We start from the raw sequence: 16,550 nt of genomic DNA on the forward strand, positions 1-16,550 counted from the left end.
GAATTCATATGTCCTCTACCCAAGAGGTAAAGGCGCGTGCGCCTTATTTCGACTTTTCACATCTGCGCGGCGATTTGTTCGGTGGCCTGACGGCTGGTATCGTTGCACTGCCGCTGGCGCTTGCTTTCGGTGAAGCCTCTGGTGCTGGGCCTGTTGCCGGGCTCTGGGGCGCAATGATCACCGGCTTCTTTGCTGCTCTGTTTGGCGGCACAAATACACAAATCACTGGGCCAACGGGTCCGATGGTTGTTGTCTTTGCCGGTGTGTTTGCGAGCCTGTCCGGCAATCTGTCACTGGTTTTTGCGGCGGTCGTTCTCGCCGGAATCATTCAGATCCTGTTCGGGGTCTTCCGCTTGGGCCAGTATATCCGGCTTGTGCCGTACCCGGTCATTTCCGGTTTCATGACAGGCATCGGCGTGATCATCATCCTGCTTCAGGCGTCACGCCTGTTTGGGCATGAACCTGAAGGCGGCGGGACCATCCCGGCCCTGACAGCCATCCCGGGGGCCATGGCCGATCCAAATGTTGCGGCACTGGCGCTTGGTCTTCTGACGGTCGCGATTGTGTTCCTGTGGCCCAAGAAGATCGGCCGTTTCCTGCCGGCACCGCTCGCAGCGCTGATCATTGGGACATGTCTTGCCTCATTTGGCGGGCTGAATGTACCGATCCTTGGGGATGGGCTGAAGACGGGTCTGCCGAGCTTCATCATGCCGTCCTTCTCCACCGACACGGCGTTCATCGTCTTTGAAGCGGCGGTGATCCTCGCGGCACTCGGCGCGATCGACAGTCTGCTGACATCTCTTGTTGCCGACAACATGACGCGCGATCGTCATGAGTCTAACCGGGAGCTGATCGGTCAGGGCATCGGGAACACCGTGGCGGGCTTTTTTGGCGCCATCCCGGGCGCCGGTGCCACCATGCGGACCGTGGTCAATATCAAGACCGGTGGCCGGACAAGGATATCCGGTATGGTCCATGGCCTGATCCTCCTGGCGATTGTCGCCATGCCTTTCATGGCGCCGCTTGCCAAAGCCATTCCGCATACGGTGCTGGCAGGTATCCTCATCAAGGTTGGTTGGGATATTGTGGATGTCAGCTATCTGCGCCGGGCGCACAAAGGCCCCCGCTGGGACCTGATCCTGATGGCACTCGTTCTTGTTGTGACGGTCTTTGTTGACCTCATCACGGCAGTCGGGATTGGCGTCTTCCTCGCAGGTCTTGCCTATGTGAAGTCGATTGCGGACCAGCAATTGAGCGCTATCGACAATGAAGAGGTGCTTGCCCTGACCGCTGACGAGAAGGCCATTCTTGATCAAGCAAATGGGCGGATCAGCCTGTTCGAGTTCTCAGGCCCATTGAGCTTTGGGGCGGCAGCTGACCTTGCTCACCGGGTGCGTGAACGGGCCGGTAAGAAGGCAGCGATCATTCTCGACTTCTCCCGTATCCCGCATCTTGATTTGTCAGCGGTGCGGGCGGTCGAAACTGTTGCCACTGATGCGCATGATGAGGGCAAGCTTCTGTTCGTGTGCGGTATGAATAAGGCTGTGGCTGATGTACTCGCTGGTCTTAACGCCGATACCCACATCGATGAGGCGAGAAGCTATCCGACGCGTATCGAGGCCCTGCGGGCTGCGTGGGGGGCTGTCGCCCCTGCTGCGGATGAACCCTTGCTGGCTGATGGTGCGCTTCCGGCCACCTGACGAGAATAACAAAGGGCGGGGGAAACCTTGCCCTTTGTCTCCTGGGCGACTAGCTCGACCCTCCATTTGAATTCCGCGCGGAAGTGAAAGCTCGCTTCCGCGCTTTTTCGCGTTGAAGGTTCCCGTCATGGTGATGCAATCGGCAACAGCCCAGATCTCAGCGAAAGCCGCCTGGGAAGGGCTCGACAGTCTCACCGTTCACGGCGCGCCTGAAGGCGCCGATGCACTAGCTGTCGCTGAAGCTGCCACCGCGCGGGGCGGGTTGATCCTGCATATTGCGCGCGATGCCAGCCGCGCCGCGGCGATGGCTGCGGCGCTCCAGTTTTTCGCGCCCTCCGTGCCCGTCATCCGGTTCCCCGCGTGGGATTGCTTGCCTTACGACCGGTTGTCGCCGTCGCCGGAAGTCGTGGCCGCGCGGATGGCGGCACTCTCGGCGCTGGCCGCGCATGACGGCAAGACGCCCCTCATCCTCGTGACAGTCATCAACGCCGTCACCCAGCGCACGCCGTCACGGAAGCTGGTCGAGGCGTCGAGTTTTGCCGCCCGTCCCAGCGCCAGCGTCGATATGGACGAGCTGACCGGTTTTCTTGCCGCCAATGGGTATGCGCGGGCATCGACTGTGCGCGAGCCGGGTGAGTTTGCGGTGCGCGGGGGGCTGATCGATCTTTTCCCGCCGGGCGACGATGAGCCGCTGCGGCTCGATTTCTTCGGCGATACGCTGGAGACGATCCGCGCCTTTGATCCTGTCACCCAGATGACGACCCGTCAGCGGGCGGATATTCATCTGTCAGCTGCTTCCGAAGTCCTTCTGACAGAAGACAGTATTTCCCGCTTTCGCGCGGGCTATCTCAAGCTCTTCGGCGCGCCGGGCGATGATCCGGTTTACGAGGCGGTTTCCGCCGGGCGCCGTCAGGCGGGGATGGAGCACTGGCTACCGCTTTTCTATGAAGAGACCGGCACGCTGTTTGATTATCTCGATGGTGACCCGCTTCTCTTCATTGATCACCTTGCCGATGATGCGGCGAAGGAACGCTTTGATCAGATAAAGGATTATTACGAGACACGGGCCGATGACATGGCCATGCGTGAAGAAGGCGGCGCGATGGAAAGCGTGCCTTATCGTCCATTGTCGCCGGAAAAACTCTATCTGAAGCCGGAGGAATGGTCGGCCCGGCTTGAGACCCAGGTGCTGCGGCGGTTGTCGCCTTTCTCGGCGCCTGAAGGCAAGCGCGCCTTTGATTTTCATGCGCGTCAGTCCCGCAGCTTTGCCGCCGAACGCGCATCGGGGCAAAATGTCTTTAATGCGGTTGCTGATCACCTTGCCGCGAAACGCAAGGAAAAGCTGACCATTGTCGCAGGCTGGACCCAGGGTTCGGCGGACCGGCTGAAATCCGTTCTGACGGATCATGATGTGCAGGGGCTCATCTCCAAATCGTCCTGGACGGATATCGACCGGGGGCAGACGGATTATATCCCTGTCGTCACGCTCGGCCTCGAAAACGGGTTCGAGACGGATGATCTTTGCATCGTCGCCGAGCAGGATATCCTTGGCGACCGGCTGGTGCGGCGGAGCAAGGCCAAAAGGGCCGAGAACTTCCTGACCGAAGCTTCGACCCTGTCGGTCGGTGACCTCGTTGTGCATGTCGATCACGGGGTGGGCCGCTATGACGGACTGGAGACGCTGGAGGTCGGCGGGGCGCCGCATGACTGCCTCCTTCTGACCTATCACAAGGGCGACAAGCTTTACCTGCCTGTCGAGAATATCGAACTTCTCAGCCGGTTCGGTTCTGACGACCCAAGCCATGCCCTTGACCGCCTTGGCGGTGGATCGTGGCAGGGCCGCAAGGCCAAGATGCGCGAACGCATCCGTATGATGGCCGAGCAGTTGATCGCGATTGCCGCCAAGCGGGCGACGCGAAAAGCCGAGGTCATGAACCCGCCACATGGCGCCTATGATGAATTCTGCGCGCGTTTTCCGTATACGGAGACGGATGACCAGCTCGCGGCCATTGACGATGTCATCACCGATCTTGGCGCGGGCAAGCCGATGGACCGGCTGGTCTGCGGCGATGTCGGTTTCGGCAAGACCGAAGTGGCGCTGCGGGCGGCCTTCGTTGCGGCCATGACCGGACGGCAGGTCGCGCTCGTCGCACCGACGACCCTGCTGGTGCGTCAGCATTACCGCAATTTCGTCGAACGCTTTGCCGGCTTCCCGGTCAATGTCCGACAATTGTCCCGCTTTGTCTCCTCCAAGGAAGCTTCCGCCACGCGCGCCGGGGTGCGGGATGGATCCGTCGATATCGTCATCGGCACCCATGCGCTGCTCGCAAAAACCGTCGGCTTCCGCGACCTTGGCCTCTTGATCATTGATGAGGAGCAGCATTTCGGGGTGAAGCATAAGGAGCGCCTCAAGGAATATCGGGGCGACACGCATGTTCTGACCCTGACGGCGACGCCCATTCCGCGTACGTTGCAACTCTCCATGGCGGGCATCCGGGATCTCTCAATTATCGCAACACCGCCGGTCGACAGGCTGGCTGTGCGCACGACGATCGGGCCCTTCGACGCAGTCGTTGCGCGCGAGACCTTGCTGCGCGAGCATTACAGGGGCGGGCAGAGTTTTTATGTCGTCCCGAGGGTGGCCGATCTTGATTCCGTCGCTGAGTTCCTGACCGCGCAGGTGCCGGAAGTGAAATTCCGTATCGGACACGGACAAATGGCGGGCGGTGAGCTCGAAGACATCATGAACGGCTTTTATGACGGCAAGTTCGATGTGCTGCTGGCAACGACGATCATCGAAAGCGGGATCGATGTGCCAACGGCGAACACGCTGATCGTGCATCGGGCGGATATGTTTGGCCTTGGCCAGCTCTATCAGATCCGCGGGCGCGTCGGTCGGTCCAAACAGCGGGCCTATGCTTACCTCACGACAAGTCCACGCAAGAAGATGACGGCGGGTGCCGAGAAGCGCCTCAAAGTGCTGCAGTCTCTCGACACGCTAGGGGCGGGCTTTACCCTTGCCAGCCATGATCTTGATATCCGCGGCGCCGGTAACCTTCTGGGTGAAGAGCAATCAGGTACCGTCAAAGATGTCGGCGTCGAGCTCTATCAGCATATGCTGGAGGAGGCCGTCGCATCAATGAAGGAAGGCGGGGCGGAGACCGAAGAGACCTGGTCGCCGCAGATCAATATCGGCACGGCCGTACTGATCCCCGATTTCTATGTTGCGGATCTTGATGTGCGTATGTCGCTCTACCGGCGCCTGTCGGACCTTCAGACGCCGGAAGAAATCGAAGGGTTTGGTGCGGAACTGATCGACCGGTTTGGCCCGCTCCCCTCAGAAGTCGACCAACTATTGCAGATTGTCTCGATCAAATCGCTCTGTCGCCGCGCGCATGTTGCCAAGATCGATGCCGGGGCGAAGGGTGCTGTCGTGACCTTCCGGGAGAACCAGTTCCCGAATCCTGTCGGGCTCGTTCAGTATCTCGGCACGACACCGCTCGATATGAAATTGCGGCCTGACCAGAAGCTCGTCTTCAAGCAGGTCTGGCCGAATGAAGATCATCGCCTGAAAGGGTGCCGCCGCGTGCTGACGATTTTGGCAGAGATTGCAGAGGCCGCTGGCTGATTACGCCAGCAGGACGTCAGCGGGCTTGCTCGCCTGTAGGCCTTTGAGCGCACGGCGGATCAGGTCGCGCGGCTGCATGCCGGGACCCGCCTGAACGATATGCGTCTTGGCTGAGAAGGTGATCGGCGCGGTCTGGGTACCGAATTTGAGATCCTGCACAAGTGTCGAGATCATCCGCATGGTGCGTTTCGCATGATGCAGATCGGCCCCGGCCATGCTGATCAAGAGGGTGTCGGGAGCAGCACGGGTCACAAGGTCGGCCGGCTGGCAGCCGAGGGCGACATAGATCGCAGGCTCGGTGAAGATTTGCGGATGTGTTTCACCTGAATGCGGCGTCAGACGCAGCGAGCCGAGACAGAAAGTCATGTCCGACCGGCAGCGTAAAGCGAGGGCCGAATCGAAGAATTTCGGCGAGCAGAGCCGGCTCGATTCGCCGTGATCGGTGAAAGAGAGATGCTTGAGCAGGTTCTCGGAGCTGACCTTGGCATCGCGGGCACGGCGGCGCTGGGTCGCAATAGCAGACGCCAGCGCAGGCTCAGATGTCGAGACGACAGCATCGGCCCCCATGCGGGTCCAGTAATCGCGGTGCCGATCGTTGGGCTTTTCCTCGAACACGACCACGGGCGTCCCGCTCATCATGCTGTGACGGCGCAGGAGTTTTATGAGAGCTGCCGACTGACGGCGGTTCTGCGGCGGCAAGATGAAGATGCGGTCGGCGACGCCATGCTCCAGAGCGGAGAGGGCCTGCTGCCGGGACATCGCTGTGTTGAGCGATGTGTGAAGCGAAAGCTCCGAGGACAGATCAAGCGCACGAGGGCCGGGCGGTGCAATCAGGAGCGCGCTCGCCTCGGGGCTTGCGTGATGGGTTGGCAGGGCGCCCAGCCCGGTGGCGGAGATCGCCTGCAGGCGGATGGCCGCTTCGCTGGCGCGGTCGGTATCAAGCGTGCGGTGCGCAATCTCGGCCAGCAGCGCGCGTTCATTCGCGGCACTGATGATCACAGTCTCATTCTTGGCGAGCTGTTTGACCTGCGGCAGGTCGAGCTGGCTCGGCAGGACGAGGAAGAGAAGAGGCTTGTCGAGACTGATCTCGCGGAGCTGCGAGGCGACGCTGTTGATCTCCGTCGGTACCCTCGAGGTGAGGTCCGCGATCACGACGTCTGCCGTGATGCTGGTCGCGGTCGGATCAATCCCCTGTTCAAGGAGCAGACGCTCAAGATTGCGGCCTGCGCCCTTGTCCTGATGCAGGGCGATCCGGATCGACCGGCGGGGTTTGTCATTCAGCGTCATTATCGGATCAGCCTGTCTCGTCCGTGCCCGTCGCATCGCTGGCGATGGCCGTATCAGGCATCACGCTGGCAAGGCAGACATCATCTTCCCCGGCATTCAGGAACAGGCCGGAGAGGGCGCGTTCTTCATAGCAGGGAAGGGCGGCGAGGAATTCCTGCGGATGACCAAGCGGGCCGATCTCACGATAGAGAAGCGCCGTTTGCGGACCGACAAAGCGCCAGTGCCACGGCTCGAAACCGTCCTCAGCATCAAGATAAGTATTATCGCGCGGATAAGAGAGAATGAAGCCATAGCGGAAGGCCTGCGCTTCGAAGCAGGCAAAAGACCGGTCGGTCGAACGCATTAGGCGGCCATTCACATCGATATCCGCGGCCAGCCCCAACTGGTGCTCGGACGTGCCGGGCTTGGTGACCTTGCCGCCATGATCGGTGCGCTCATAGAGGATCGATTGCGTCTGGTATGATCTGTAACCGGAACGCAAGGACAGGCGCTCTTCCTCGGTAATGCATTCGCCGACGAGATCGGCCAGCATTTTCGGCATGGTCGTTTCCGCATCAAGCATTGCTGTGCGGATTTTCATCTCGTCGATCACCGGATTTTTCGAAGTCGGGATTGAGAAGATTGAAGCCTGGACAAGATCCGGCGGCACATACGTCGAAGGCAGTGGGAATTCAGCCGAGACCGGGCGGTTAATGTCCGCAGTCCGGTCACGGTCGCGGTTGGCGGCGTAACGGCGCGCACCGAAAGCATCGCGGAACAGGTTGCGCATGTGCCGGTTGAGAGCTTCGGCTTCGGTGATGCGTCCCTGACGGCGGTAAACATCCGCCAGCAGACGGATATAGAGGCTGAGCTCCGGGTTATTTGAGCCGCGCGCACGTTCCTGCGCGTGAAAGGCGGTGAGATAGACATCCTCGGCATCGCTGAGGCGGCCGATGCGCTCATAGACCGGGCCGAGAAGAAGTGCCGTGTGCACCGTATCTTCGTGATCGGCGGTCAGGATTTCAAGGCGGGTCCTGTAGGCGGCGGCCAGAAGCCCGGCGGCGGCATAACCACCATCTTCGAGACCGGCATAAAAGCCGCCAAGCTGGGTCAGCCGTTCAGCGGCGGCGAGCCGGTCGGGCTCCGGCCCGGTGATGACTTCGCGGGTCGGCACGGGCACAAGCTGATCCGTGAACAGATCAAGCGGCTCGAGCGCATAGCCGAGATAGACAGCTTCAATGCCTTCGGCTTCCGGGTTCGGTTCAGCGGCAAGGTCGCCAGCGGCATCGACGAATTCAGCGACGAGGATTGCGGCCTCGACCGGCTGTTCGACCTCAAGGTAGAGCATCGCGATACGATGCTTGAGCGCCATGCGCTCAGGCTCGGTCATCTGCGAGCCGAGCGGCGAATCAAGAACGATGCGGTAAAGCTCAATCGCGCGGTCGGGGTCGCCAGCAATGTCATGGGCCTTGGCAACGGCATACTGCATCTGCTGCAGTTCCTTGCCGTTGAGCCCGTCCTCGACTTTCAGGCTTATGGCCTTGTCGCCATGCCCGACGGCGCGGCCCACGGCATTACCGTTCGACAGGGCGTCAAAACGGCTCCACGCACTGTCCGCGTCAAGCGTAACCATGCCCCAGAAGGATGCCGCGTAAGCTGCGGCTGCAACCCCAAATAGGGCGGCGAGTGTAGTGGGTGCGCGCACCATGCCCGTTAACTCTGCTCCCCCAGCCTGACCATACCTGCCACAAAGCTGCAGGCCCCTGTTGGACCCGCCACGCCATCAATTGTTGAGCGTATCGACTCCGCCTCTAAAGAGCAATTCGGATGCCGCGGGAAATAGGTCACAGACATGGAGAAAGAGACGCAGAAGGTTAAGCTGACGGGACGCCGGCGCCTCTATCTGATGCGTCACGGCCATGTGGATTACTTTGCGCCGGGATTAACCGATTTCCGGACGGTGCCGCTGACCGAGACGGGCCGGGCCCAGGCGGAGGCCGCCGGCGAGGCGCTGGCTGATATCGCCTTCGAAAGGGTCTTTACGAGCGGGCTGCCGCGGACGCGGGAAACGGCCGAACTGGTGCTCGGGGCCAATCGTCAGTCCGTGCCGGACATGGTTGATCGGCCTGATTTCGAGGAGCTGAGGGGCGGCAAGGTCGTCGTGCCGACCCGGGAGGAACTCGCCGCCCGGCTTGCCTTCAGTTTCGATGACGCGACGGGGGAAGGCGCAAGTTTTTTGCCCGGCGGAGAGCTTTTCGCCGATGCCTATGCCCGTATCAGGCGAGGAATCGAGGAGCTGATCGCGCAATATGCGTGGAAGTCCGCTCTGCTTGTGGCCCATGACGGGACCAATAGGATTCTTCTTGGACATGCCTGCGGGGCCGGGCTCGCCGGGATTCCCCATTTCGAGCAGGATCTTGCTTGCGTGAATGTGCTCGATTTCGATGTCGTGCAGGACGAGGAGGGGAGCCTTAAAATCATCCGCATGGTGATCAAGGCAGTCAATCTGACGGCCTATGATGTGGTGAAAGCTGGCCTGCCGAAGACCAGTCTTGAGCACTTGTTTGACATCGATTTCGGCGGTGCCCGGCCAGTTGAGTGAATGCAGCCGGACTCTGCAGAAAGCCCGATTGTCGCTTCCTTACCTGTGTGATAGCATCACGTCAGGTATGGACTGGGAGACGAGTTGCCATGGCTTATGGTGAGAAAAAAGCACCAAAATCCCTTGAAGAATATGGACTTGCGGACAAGCTGGGACTGGGGCTCGCATCTGCTGTCGGGATTGCGGTCGCAACCATTGCAGACCTGCTTCAGGCAGATGATGCGTCCTCTCTCTTCCTTTTTAACAAATGGGTCGCGTCCCTGACGGACACGCTCGGGATCGGGGCGCTGCCGCTCTACGCGGTTGTCCTTCTCCTGATGGCGATCGGCGGCACCTCCATCATGTATTTCCAGCCGGTGACGATGCGCGGTGCTTTTGCAACCGGCTTTGCCTCGCTTGCCGTGCTGATGAACCTTGCACCGTCCGATCTAGGGGCGCCGCTGCCAGGGACCATGGATGACATGGACGAGGCTGGGTTCGATCAGCCTCTCCCGCCGTCGGATGATCTTTCCTTCGATGAGGATGTGTCTTTCACACCCTCGACGGCGCCTGCGCTTCTGGTGCCCATTGCGATGGCGGCACAGTCGAGTGCTGTTGATGGCTACAGCATCCGCATCAAGATCACTTTCCCGGACGGTCTCGATAAAGATGTCCGCCAGATGATCAACAGCGGGGGCTTACGCGGACGACTTCACAACGAAGGTAATGGCGCGACCTATAACCTCTTCCGCTCGGGCGGCGGTGATGTCGATTTCCGCAATAACACGCTTTACGTCGCGACTCGCCTGCCGGGGACGGCGCCGACAACAACGCTGGTCGCGCGGATTGAGGCGGAAGGCTACCGGATCGCCGAAGAGCGTTTTGACGCCAAGAAGGGCCCCAATCCGATCTGGCAGATCAATATGGATCCGGGCGGCGGCCCGCTCTTCTTACAGCGACTGAACCGGCCCTACCGGTTCTAGGCCAACCCTAGAGACATGAAAGACGGAACGGCCCCCATGCGGGGCCGTTTTTCTGGAAGGGGCGGGCTTTACAGGGCGGCTTTCCGCCCCTATCACCCGCCGCTTCATGACGGGTGGCGCGGAACCGCCGTTGTAATCGCGGGCCGGATAGGCCGGACCGCCGGACCGCGCTGGAATAAAGAGAACTGACATGTCTAAGCGCCAGGGCGCCAAGTACAAGATCGACCGCCGGGTCGGTGAGAACATCTGGGGCCGCCCCAAATCTCCTTTCAACCGCCGCGAATACAAGCCGGGCATGCATGGCCAGCGCCGTGCAGGCAAGCTTTCCGACTTCGGCCAGCAGCTCATGGCGAAGCAAAAGCTCAAAGGCTATTACGGCAACGTCTCCGAGAAGCAGTTCCGCAAGATCTACGAAGAAGCGGCTCGCCGGAAAGGCAATACCGCCGAGAACATGATCGGCCTGCTTGAATGCCGTCTCGACGCGGTCGTCTATCGCGCGAAATTCGTGCCGACCGTCTTTGCGGCCCGCCAGTTCGTCAACCACGGCCATGTCATGGTCAATGGTGTGCGCACGAACATTCCGTCCTATCGCCTGCGCGTTGGTGACGTTGTCGAGATCCGCGAGAAGTCCAAGAACATGGCGCTCGTTCTCGAAGCTCTCCAGCTGCCGGAACGCGATATTCCGGATTATGTCGATGTCGATCCGAAGAAAATGACGGCGTCGCTGATCCGCGTGCCGGAATTCTCCGATGTTCCTTATGCGGCGAACATGGAACCGAACCTCGTCGTCGAATATTACGCATCGTAAGCGAGGTGGGGCGGAACGACGTTTCCGCTACCCATTCAAAAGAATTATGGAGCGCCGCCGCAAGCGGCGCTCTTTCTTTTTGGCCCCTGTCAAAGGCGGTCGAGAAGAGCTTTCAGGATTTTCTCAGCCACGGAGGGCGGGGGCCTGACTTCAGGGCGCCGATGGGGGAGGCGGCATTGGTTCCGCCCGATTCTGTCAGTTGGCGGATATTCCGAAACCCCATTTCGCTTTTCATCGGCGGCGTGACGGCCGTCATCCTCGAGCTTGCCGAGCCGCGTGTTCGCCACGGCGTCTGGACATTTTCCGATTTCAGGCGAGATCCGAAAGCCCGGCTGCAGCGGACTGGCCTTGCCGCCATGGTCACTGTCTATGCGGCGAAAAGCGTGGCGGCGGGGATGATTGAGAGGATCGTCCGGCGTCACGATGCGGTCGAGGGGATCGCGGAAGATGGTCGGGCCTACCGGGCCAATGACACCGAGCTTCTCGACTGGGTGCAGGCAACGGCCATGTTCGGTTTCGTCGAGGCCTATTCGCAATTTGTCCGCCCACTGCCTGAACAAGAGAAGGACGCCGCTTATCTCGAAGCCACCCCGGCGGGGGATCTTTACGGTGCGACAGGTACGCCGCGGACAAATGAGGCGATGACAGCATGCATTGATGCGTGGGAAGAACAGCTGTCCTCGTCACCTGTGATCGATGAATTCCTGAGCCTGATGCAGAAGTCACCCCTCCTGCCGTGGCCTGCAAAGCCGCTGCAGAAAGTGCTGATCCGGGCGGCAATTGGGCTTGTGCCCCAATCTGTCCGTGAACGTCTTGGTCTGGATGGAGATGAGCTCAGTCCGCGTGAACTGCGGTTGGTCAGGCTCACTGCGCGGACCGTTGAGAAGCTCACCGTCAAGGGTAGCCCGCCGGTCGAGGCCTGCCTGCGACTCGGTCTGCCTGAAGACTATCTGACCCCGCGCCGTTGAGGCGGGACTTGAAAATGCATCCCTTCCGGCATAACTTCTGAGCCGTGCCGGATGAACCAAATGCTCCGGCCCCTGATGTGAGTTTTTATGTCTGAGATTGTGCTCCGCTGATCCGTGAAACTCGCCCTCGCGTTCCTATGCGCGGGTGGCCCGGTATTGCGACAAACTCAGGTCAAATCATTGAATATCTCGAAGAAGGAGCAGCGCACGCTGCATGTCCTCGCTCGTGGCGGCGTGATCGTCGTTGAAAAAGACGAGCGCGGAAAAATCATTGCCGTCAATTGTGTGAGCCCGGAAGGCTGGAGCCTTGCCGACTGCACATTGGGCATTTTTAGAAGACTGAAACGCCGGGGGCTCATCGCCTCATCCGGCGGCAGGCCCTATCAGATTACCTATGCGGGGCGGATCGCGGTTCGTCCGCAACTGGATAATCGGGCCTGAAATGAAAAGGGCGGCTCTTCGGGGCCGCCCTGATCCTTATGCGTCGGCTTTCAGGACGCCTTTTTCTTCAAGGAAGGGGCGCAGCTCACCCTGCTCGAACATTTCCCGGACGATGTCGCAGCCGCCGACAAATTCGCCCTTCACATAGAGCTGAGGGATCGTCGGCCAGTCGGAGAAAACCTTCACGCCCTCACGGATATCCATGTCCTCAAGCACATTCATCGAGGAATATTCGGCGCCGAGATAGTCGAGGATCTGGACGACGGCGCTAGAGAATCCGCATTGCGGGAATTGTGGCGTGCCTTTCATGAACAGCATGATGTCGTTCTGATCGACAGCGGATTTGATGGTTTCCTGTGCAGACTCTGCCATGGGGCAACTCCTTTGGGGCAAAGGTATGATTGGGCCTTGCCGTCTTCAAGCAATGAATTCTTCTGCGCGAATGCCCTGGAAATAGAGCGCAGCGTGCAGACCGGTGTGATTGATCGCGGCGTCCGCCGCAGCGGCGGTCACGGGCTTTGCCTTATAGGCGATGCCGAGGCCAGAGGCTTCGATCATGCCAAGGTCGTTGGCGCCATCGCCCAAGGCCATGGTCTCGGCATGCGAGAGGCCGAGCGCGGTCACTTCCCGGTTCAGAATATCAGCCTTGGCTTCGCGGCCGAGGATCGGGCGCAAAACCCGGCCGGTCAGCCGGTCGCCTGAGATCTCAAGAAGGTTGGCGTGATGGGCCTGAAACCCGCAGAGGCGGGCAATCTCCCGAACGAAAATTTCAAATCCGCCCGAGACGAGGACGGTCTTGGCGCCGCGCGCATTCATGCTGGCGATCAGAGTTCGGGCGCCGGGTGACAGGGTCAGGCGCTCGCGGAGCACATCCTCACAGGCGGTTACAGGTAGTCCCTCCAGACGAGCGACCCGTTCATTGAGGGCGGCTTCGAAATCGAGCTCTCCGCGCATGGCGCGTTCGGTGACGGCGGCGACTTCCGCGCCGACGCCGGCAAGGTCGGCCAGCTCATCAAGGCATTCCTGCTCGATGATGGTCGAATCCATATCGGCCTGCAGGAATTTCTTCTCGCGCACATCCGCTTCGTCATGGATCGCAAAGTCAAAGCCGTGCTCGGTAGCGAGCTGTGCGACTTCATCCCAGACCGGGGCTTCGGCGAATCGGATATCCGCCGCATCAGGCCCAAGCTCATAGACGGAATGCCCGCCGAGCTGTGTGAACGCGGCGATCTGCGGTGTCGTGAGGTCTCGTGGCGAGACGATGGTGAGAATATGCGGCATGCGTGATAGGCGGTTGTGAATGTCAGATGCGCTCGTCATTGCAGGCCCCACGGCCAGCGGCAAGTCCGCAGCCGCGCTTTCGCTCGCGGCACGCCTTGGCGGCGAGATCGTCAATGCCGATGCGATGCAGGTCTATGCCGATCTCCGTATCCTGACCGCTCGTCCGTCGTTCGCGGATGAGGCGGAGATGCCGCATCATCTTTATGGTGTTTCGCCGGGGGATGATCCGTGGTCGGCGGGACGGTTTGCGCGGGCGGCTGCCACGGAGATTGAGGAAATTACCGCAAGAGGACGGCTGCCGATCATTGTGGGCGGGACGGGGCTTTGGCTCAAGGCCCTGACCGAAGGCCTCTCGCCCATGCCGGAAATTTCCGATGCCATCATGGCGCGGGCCGCCGCACGGCTGGAGGAGGCCGGGATGGAAGGCTTCCGGGAGGAGCTTCTTACCCGTGACCTCCATATGGAATGGCTGGAGCCAAATGACCGACAGCGGCATTTGCGGGCATGGGCGGTCCATGAGGCGACGGGCACGCCGTTATCTGAATGGCAGAAACGCCCACCTGAAAAAGTGACGTCTGCTGAGTTCAGGAAGGCCGCGCTCATCCCGCCGCGGGAGCTGTCGCATGAGGCTGTTCGCAGGCGGCTCGATGAGATGATCGAAGAGGGCGCACTGGCCGAGGTCGAGGCGCTGCTGGCGAAAGGCTACGCGGCGGAATTGCCCGTGATGAAAGCGGTCGGCGTGCCCGAATTTGCGCGGCATCTTGCCGGAGAGGCATCGCTAGAAGCGGCGATCGAGAAGGTCGTCATCGCCACGCGCCAGCTCGTCAAACGGCAATCGACTTGGCTGAATAACCAGTTTGCAGAATGGGAGAGGGCAGAGAGCCCGGACGGGCTCATCCGCCTGTTTATGGTCTAGCTCGCGAAGCGCCCGCCTTTATTAGCGTAGGCTTGCGTACCTTGCGTGAAGACTTTGTCCGTCTCAAGAATGGTTTCCGGCGTGTAGTCAAAGCCGCCCGACAGGCGCTCATAAAGCGGGCCGAAATCCGTGTTCAGCGTTTTCTCGAGCAGATCCTCATAGGAATCGATCACGAAATAGGTCTGCTGGAAGTCATCGATCCGGTAATCGGTGCGCATCAGCCGTTCAGTGTCATAGGCGATCCGGTTCGGATCCGGCGCATCGATGGAGAACACCGATTCTGCCGGGGAGGAGACGATCCCGGCGCCATAGATGCGCATGCCCTCGGAGCTGTTGATCAGGCCAAATTCAACCGTGTACCAATAAAGTGCCGCAAGGTTTTTGAGGCACCCCGTGCCGAGCGCCCGAAGGCCACCCTTGCCGTAAGCTTCCATGTAATCGGCAAAGACCGGATTGGCGAGCATCGGCACATGGCCGAAGACATCATGGAAGACATCCGGTTCCTGAATATAATTGAGCTGGTCTGGCTGGCGGATGAAATTCCCCGCCGGGAAACGCCGATTGGCGAGGTGGTCGAAGAATACCTCATCGGGGACGAGGCCAGGCACGGCGACGACGCGCCAGCCGGTCAGCTTTTCCAGCTCATCCGACAGGCGGCCGAAATGCGGGATCCCGCCCTTGTTGAGGTCGAGTGCCTTGAGGCCCTCAAGGAAGGCGGTATCGGCCCGCTTGGGTAGCACTTCCATCAGGCGGCGATAGAGGATGTTCCAGGTATTGTGTTCCTGGGCGGTGTAATCCTCCCAGTCCTGCGGAATGGTATAGTCCGCCGACGGGGGCTGGCTGGCTCTGTGATAGCTGGCGGTCACGTGTCTGTTCCTTCTTGGCGGGCGTTGACGCAACGGCTTTCATATAGGGTGTTTCGGGCCGTCTCTCAAATGAACTGCCCTCAAACAAGAAGACGCCGCTTCGCCCGATTTCCGGGTAAAACGGCGTCTAGCACGTCCCTATTCAGAAGTTCTTACTTCTTGGGTTTCTCTTTCTTGTCGTGGTCCTCTGACCAGTCAGCCTCTGCCAAGTCGTCCTTGGCATCGGGGCGATAGGTGAAGAGCGTCATGTTGTCATAGGTGCTCGGCGTGAGGTCGATTGTGACCCCGCCATCGCCTTGGGCAACGGTCAGACGGCTATAGTCGATCGCACGGCGGTCACCGCCGAAGCTGGCGATCAGGCCATCAGCCGCAATCAGATATTCGGCCTCACCATCCATCGACAGGATAATGTCCGTAATCGTCACATCACGATCCGATTCGGCGAGGTTGCCCGACGCACCGATCAGTTCTGAAGCCAGACTCCAGTCATTGGCTTCGGTCTGCTTATACTCGGCAACGCCCTTGATCGACTCTTCCGTCATCGAGAGAGTGACAAGCGGATCGCGGTCAAAGTCATAGGTGATGTTGAGACGGTCAAAATCGACAGCGGCTTTCTGCCCGCCTAGGCCGAAAAATCCGCCGGAGAGAAGGATGGCTTCTTCGACCTGGTCGTCAGCGCCGATCACGAAGTCATCGACACGGGCAATCCGCTCGCCATTCACGCCAAAGACAGGCGCGCCAAGAATGTCGCGGGCGCTCATGTAATCGGCGGTCAGGTTGCTCAGAACCGAGAGAGCCTCGTTGGTTTCGGATTCGGCTTCCGCGAGTTCAGTCGGGTCTGCCACCGGCTCGTTAGTGTCAGGTTCCTTGACCTCAGCAACGGCCTGCGTTTCGACATTGGTTTCTGTACGAACTTCCGTTTTTGCTTCCAGACTTTCTTCCTGAAGGTCTTCCGGCGTGTTCGGCGTGCTCATTTCCTCGATGGTTTCAGAGGCAGGCGGATTTTCCTCAATCGGCTGAGGATCGTCTTGCTGAAGTGAAGAAGCAGTCGCCACTGACAGTGCAAGTGCGACGGCAGACGCAGAAGAAAGCAACATTTTGGTCATGGGATA

The 16,550-nt window shown here is 60.1% G+C and carries 14 protein-coding genes; 8 read left to right on the forward strand and 6 right to left on the reverse strand.

Annotated features, from left to right (window positions below; genetic code table 11):
* Positions 1–8 precede the first annotated feature (8 nt).
* Together DX908_RS14870 and mfd are read left to right on the forward strand one after the other, a co-directional pair.
* A complete protein-coding gene (locus DX908_RS14870; RefSeq protein WP_116393277.1) occupies positions 9–1,700 on the forward strand; it encodes a SulP family inorganic anion transporter in 1,692 nt (563 codons plus the stop codon).
* 127 nt (positions 1,701–1,827) lie between these two features.
* Entirely contained in the window at positions 1,828–5,328 is a 3,501-nt protein-coding gene (gene mfd / locus DX908_RS14875; protein ID WP_116393278.1) for a transcription-repair coupling factor, read from the forward strand.
* Here the strand turns inward: mfd and DX908_RS14880 are convergent, their stop codons facing one another.
* Both DX908_RS14880 and DX908_RS14885 read right to left on the reverse strand, forming a co-directional pair.
* A complete protein-coding gene (locus DX908_RS14880; protein WP_116393279.1) occupies positions 5,329–6,615 on the reverse strand; it encodes a hypothetical protein in 1,287 nt (428 codons plus the stop codon).
* A gap of 7 nt (positions 6,616–6,622) precedes the next feature.
* Entirely contained in the window at positions 6,623–8,302 is a 1,680-nt protein-coding gene (locus tag DX908_RS14885; RefSeq protein WP_116393280.1) for a D-alanyl-D-alanine carboxypeptidase family protein, read from the reverse strand.
* Between the two features lie 144 nt (positions 8,303–8,446).
* Between DX908_RS14885 and DX908_RS14890 the strand changes: the two genes are divergently transcribed.
* The 5 genes from DX908_RS14890 (at position 8,447) to DX908_RS14910 (ending at position 12,375) form a co-directional block, all read left to right on the forward strand.
* Complete coding sequence (locus DX908_RS14890) at positions 8,447–9,196, forward strand: histidine phosphatase family protein (protein WP_116393281.1); 750 nt, start codon at positions 8,447–8,449, stop codon at positions 9,194–9,196.
* Positions 9,197–9,285: 89 nt separating this feature from the next.
* Positions 9,286–10,158, forward strand: a complete 873-nt coding sequence (locus DX908_RS14895) for a hypothetical protein (RefSeq protein WP_116393282.1) — start codon at positions 9,286–9,288, stop codon at positions 10,156–10,158.
* A gap of 190 nt (positions 10,159–10,348) precedes the next feature.
* Positions 10,349–10,966 carry a 30S ribosomal protein S4 gene (gene rpsD, locus DX908_RS14900; RefSeq protein WP_116393283.1) on the forward strand — a complete coding sequence of 206 codons (618 nt, stop codon included), beginning with the start codon at positions 10,349–10,351 and terminating at the stop codon, positions 10,964–10,966.
* A gap of 176 nt (positions 10,967–11,142) precedes the next feature.
* Positions 11,143–11,934: an oxygenase MpaB family protein gene (locus DX908_RS14905; RefSeq protein ID WP_158548864.1), complete on the forward strand. Its 792-nt coding sequence runs from the start codon at positions 11,143–11,145 to the stop codon at positions 11,932–11,934.
* Positions 11,935–12,048: 114 nt separating this feature from the next.
* On the forward strand, positions 12,049–12,375 hold the full coding sequence (locus DX908_RS14910) for a YjhX family toxin (protein ID WP_199564771.1): 327 nt from the start codon (positions 12,049–12,051) through the stop codon (positions 12,373–12,375).
* 36 nt (positions 12,376–12,411) lie between these two features.
* Here DX908_RS14910 and grxD read toward each other — a convergent pair whose 3' ends face one another.
* A complete protein-coding gene (gene grxD, locus DX908_RS14915) occupies positions 12,412–12,747 on the reverse strand; it encodes a Grx4 family monothiol glutaredoxin (protein ID WP_116393286.1) in 336 nt (111 codons plus the stop codon).
* A gap of 45 nt (positions 12,748–12,792) precedes the next feature.
* On the reverse strand, positions 12,793–13,695 hold the full coding sequence (gene serB / locus DX908_RS14920) for a phosphoserine phosphatase SerB (RefSeq protein ID WP_233508733.1): 903 nt from the start codon (positions 13,693–13,695) through the stop codon (positions 12,793–12,795).
* On the opposite strand from serB, the gene miaA reads away from it, so the two are divergent.
* Positions 13,676–14,572 (forward strand): tRNA (adenosine(37)-N6)-dimethylallyltransferase MiaA, encoded by an 897-nt coding sequence (gene miaA / locus DX908_RS14925; protein ID WP_116393288.1) that lies wholly within the window; start codon positions 13,676–13,678, stop codon positions 14,570–14,572. The two genes, serB and miaA, sit on opposite strands and share 20 nt — an antisense overlap.
* Here miaA and phhA read toward each other — a convergent pair.
* Together phhA and DX908_RS14935 are read right to left on the reverse strand one after the other, a co-directional pair.
* A complete protein-coding gene (gene phhA / locus DX908_RS14930; protein ID WP_116393289.1) occupies positions 14,569–15,438 on the reverse strand; it encodes a phenylalanine 4-monooxygenase in 870 nt (289 codons plus the stop codon). The genes miaA and phhA overlap by 4 nt on opposite strands.
* Before the next feature lie 152 nt (positions 15,439–15,590).
* Positions 15,591–16,544: a PRC-barrel domain-containing protein gene (locus DX908_RS14935; RefSeq protein WP_116393290.1), complete on the reverse strand. Its 954-nt coding sequence runs from the start codon at positions 16,542–16,544 to the stop codon at positions 15,591–15,593.
* Between the last annotated feature and the right edge of the window lie 6 nt (positions 16,545–16,550).

Source organism: Parvularcula marina (assembly GCF_003399445.1).
GTDB classification, from domain to species: Bacteria; Pseudomonadota; Alphaproteobacteria; order Caulobacterales; family Parvularculaceae; genus Parvularcula; species Parvularcula marina.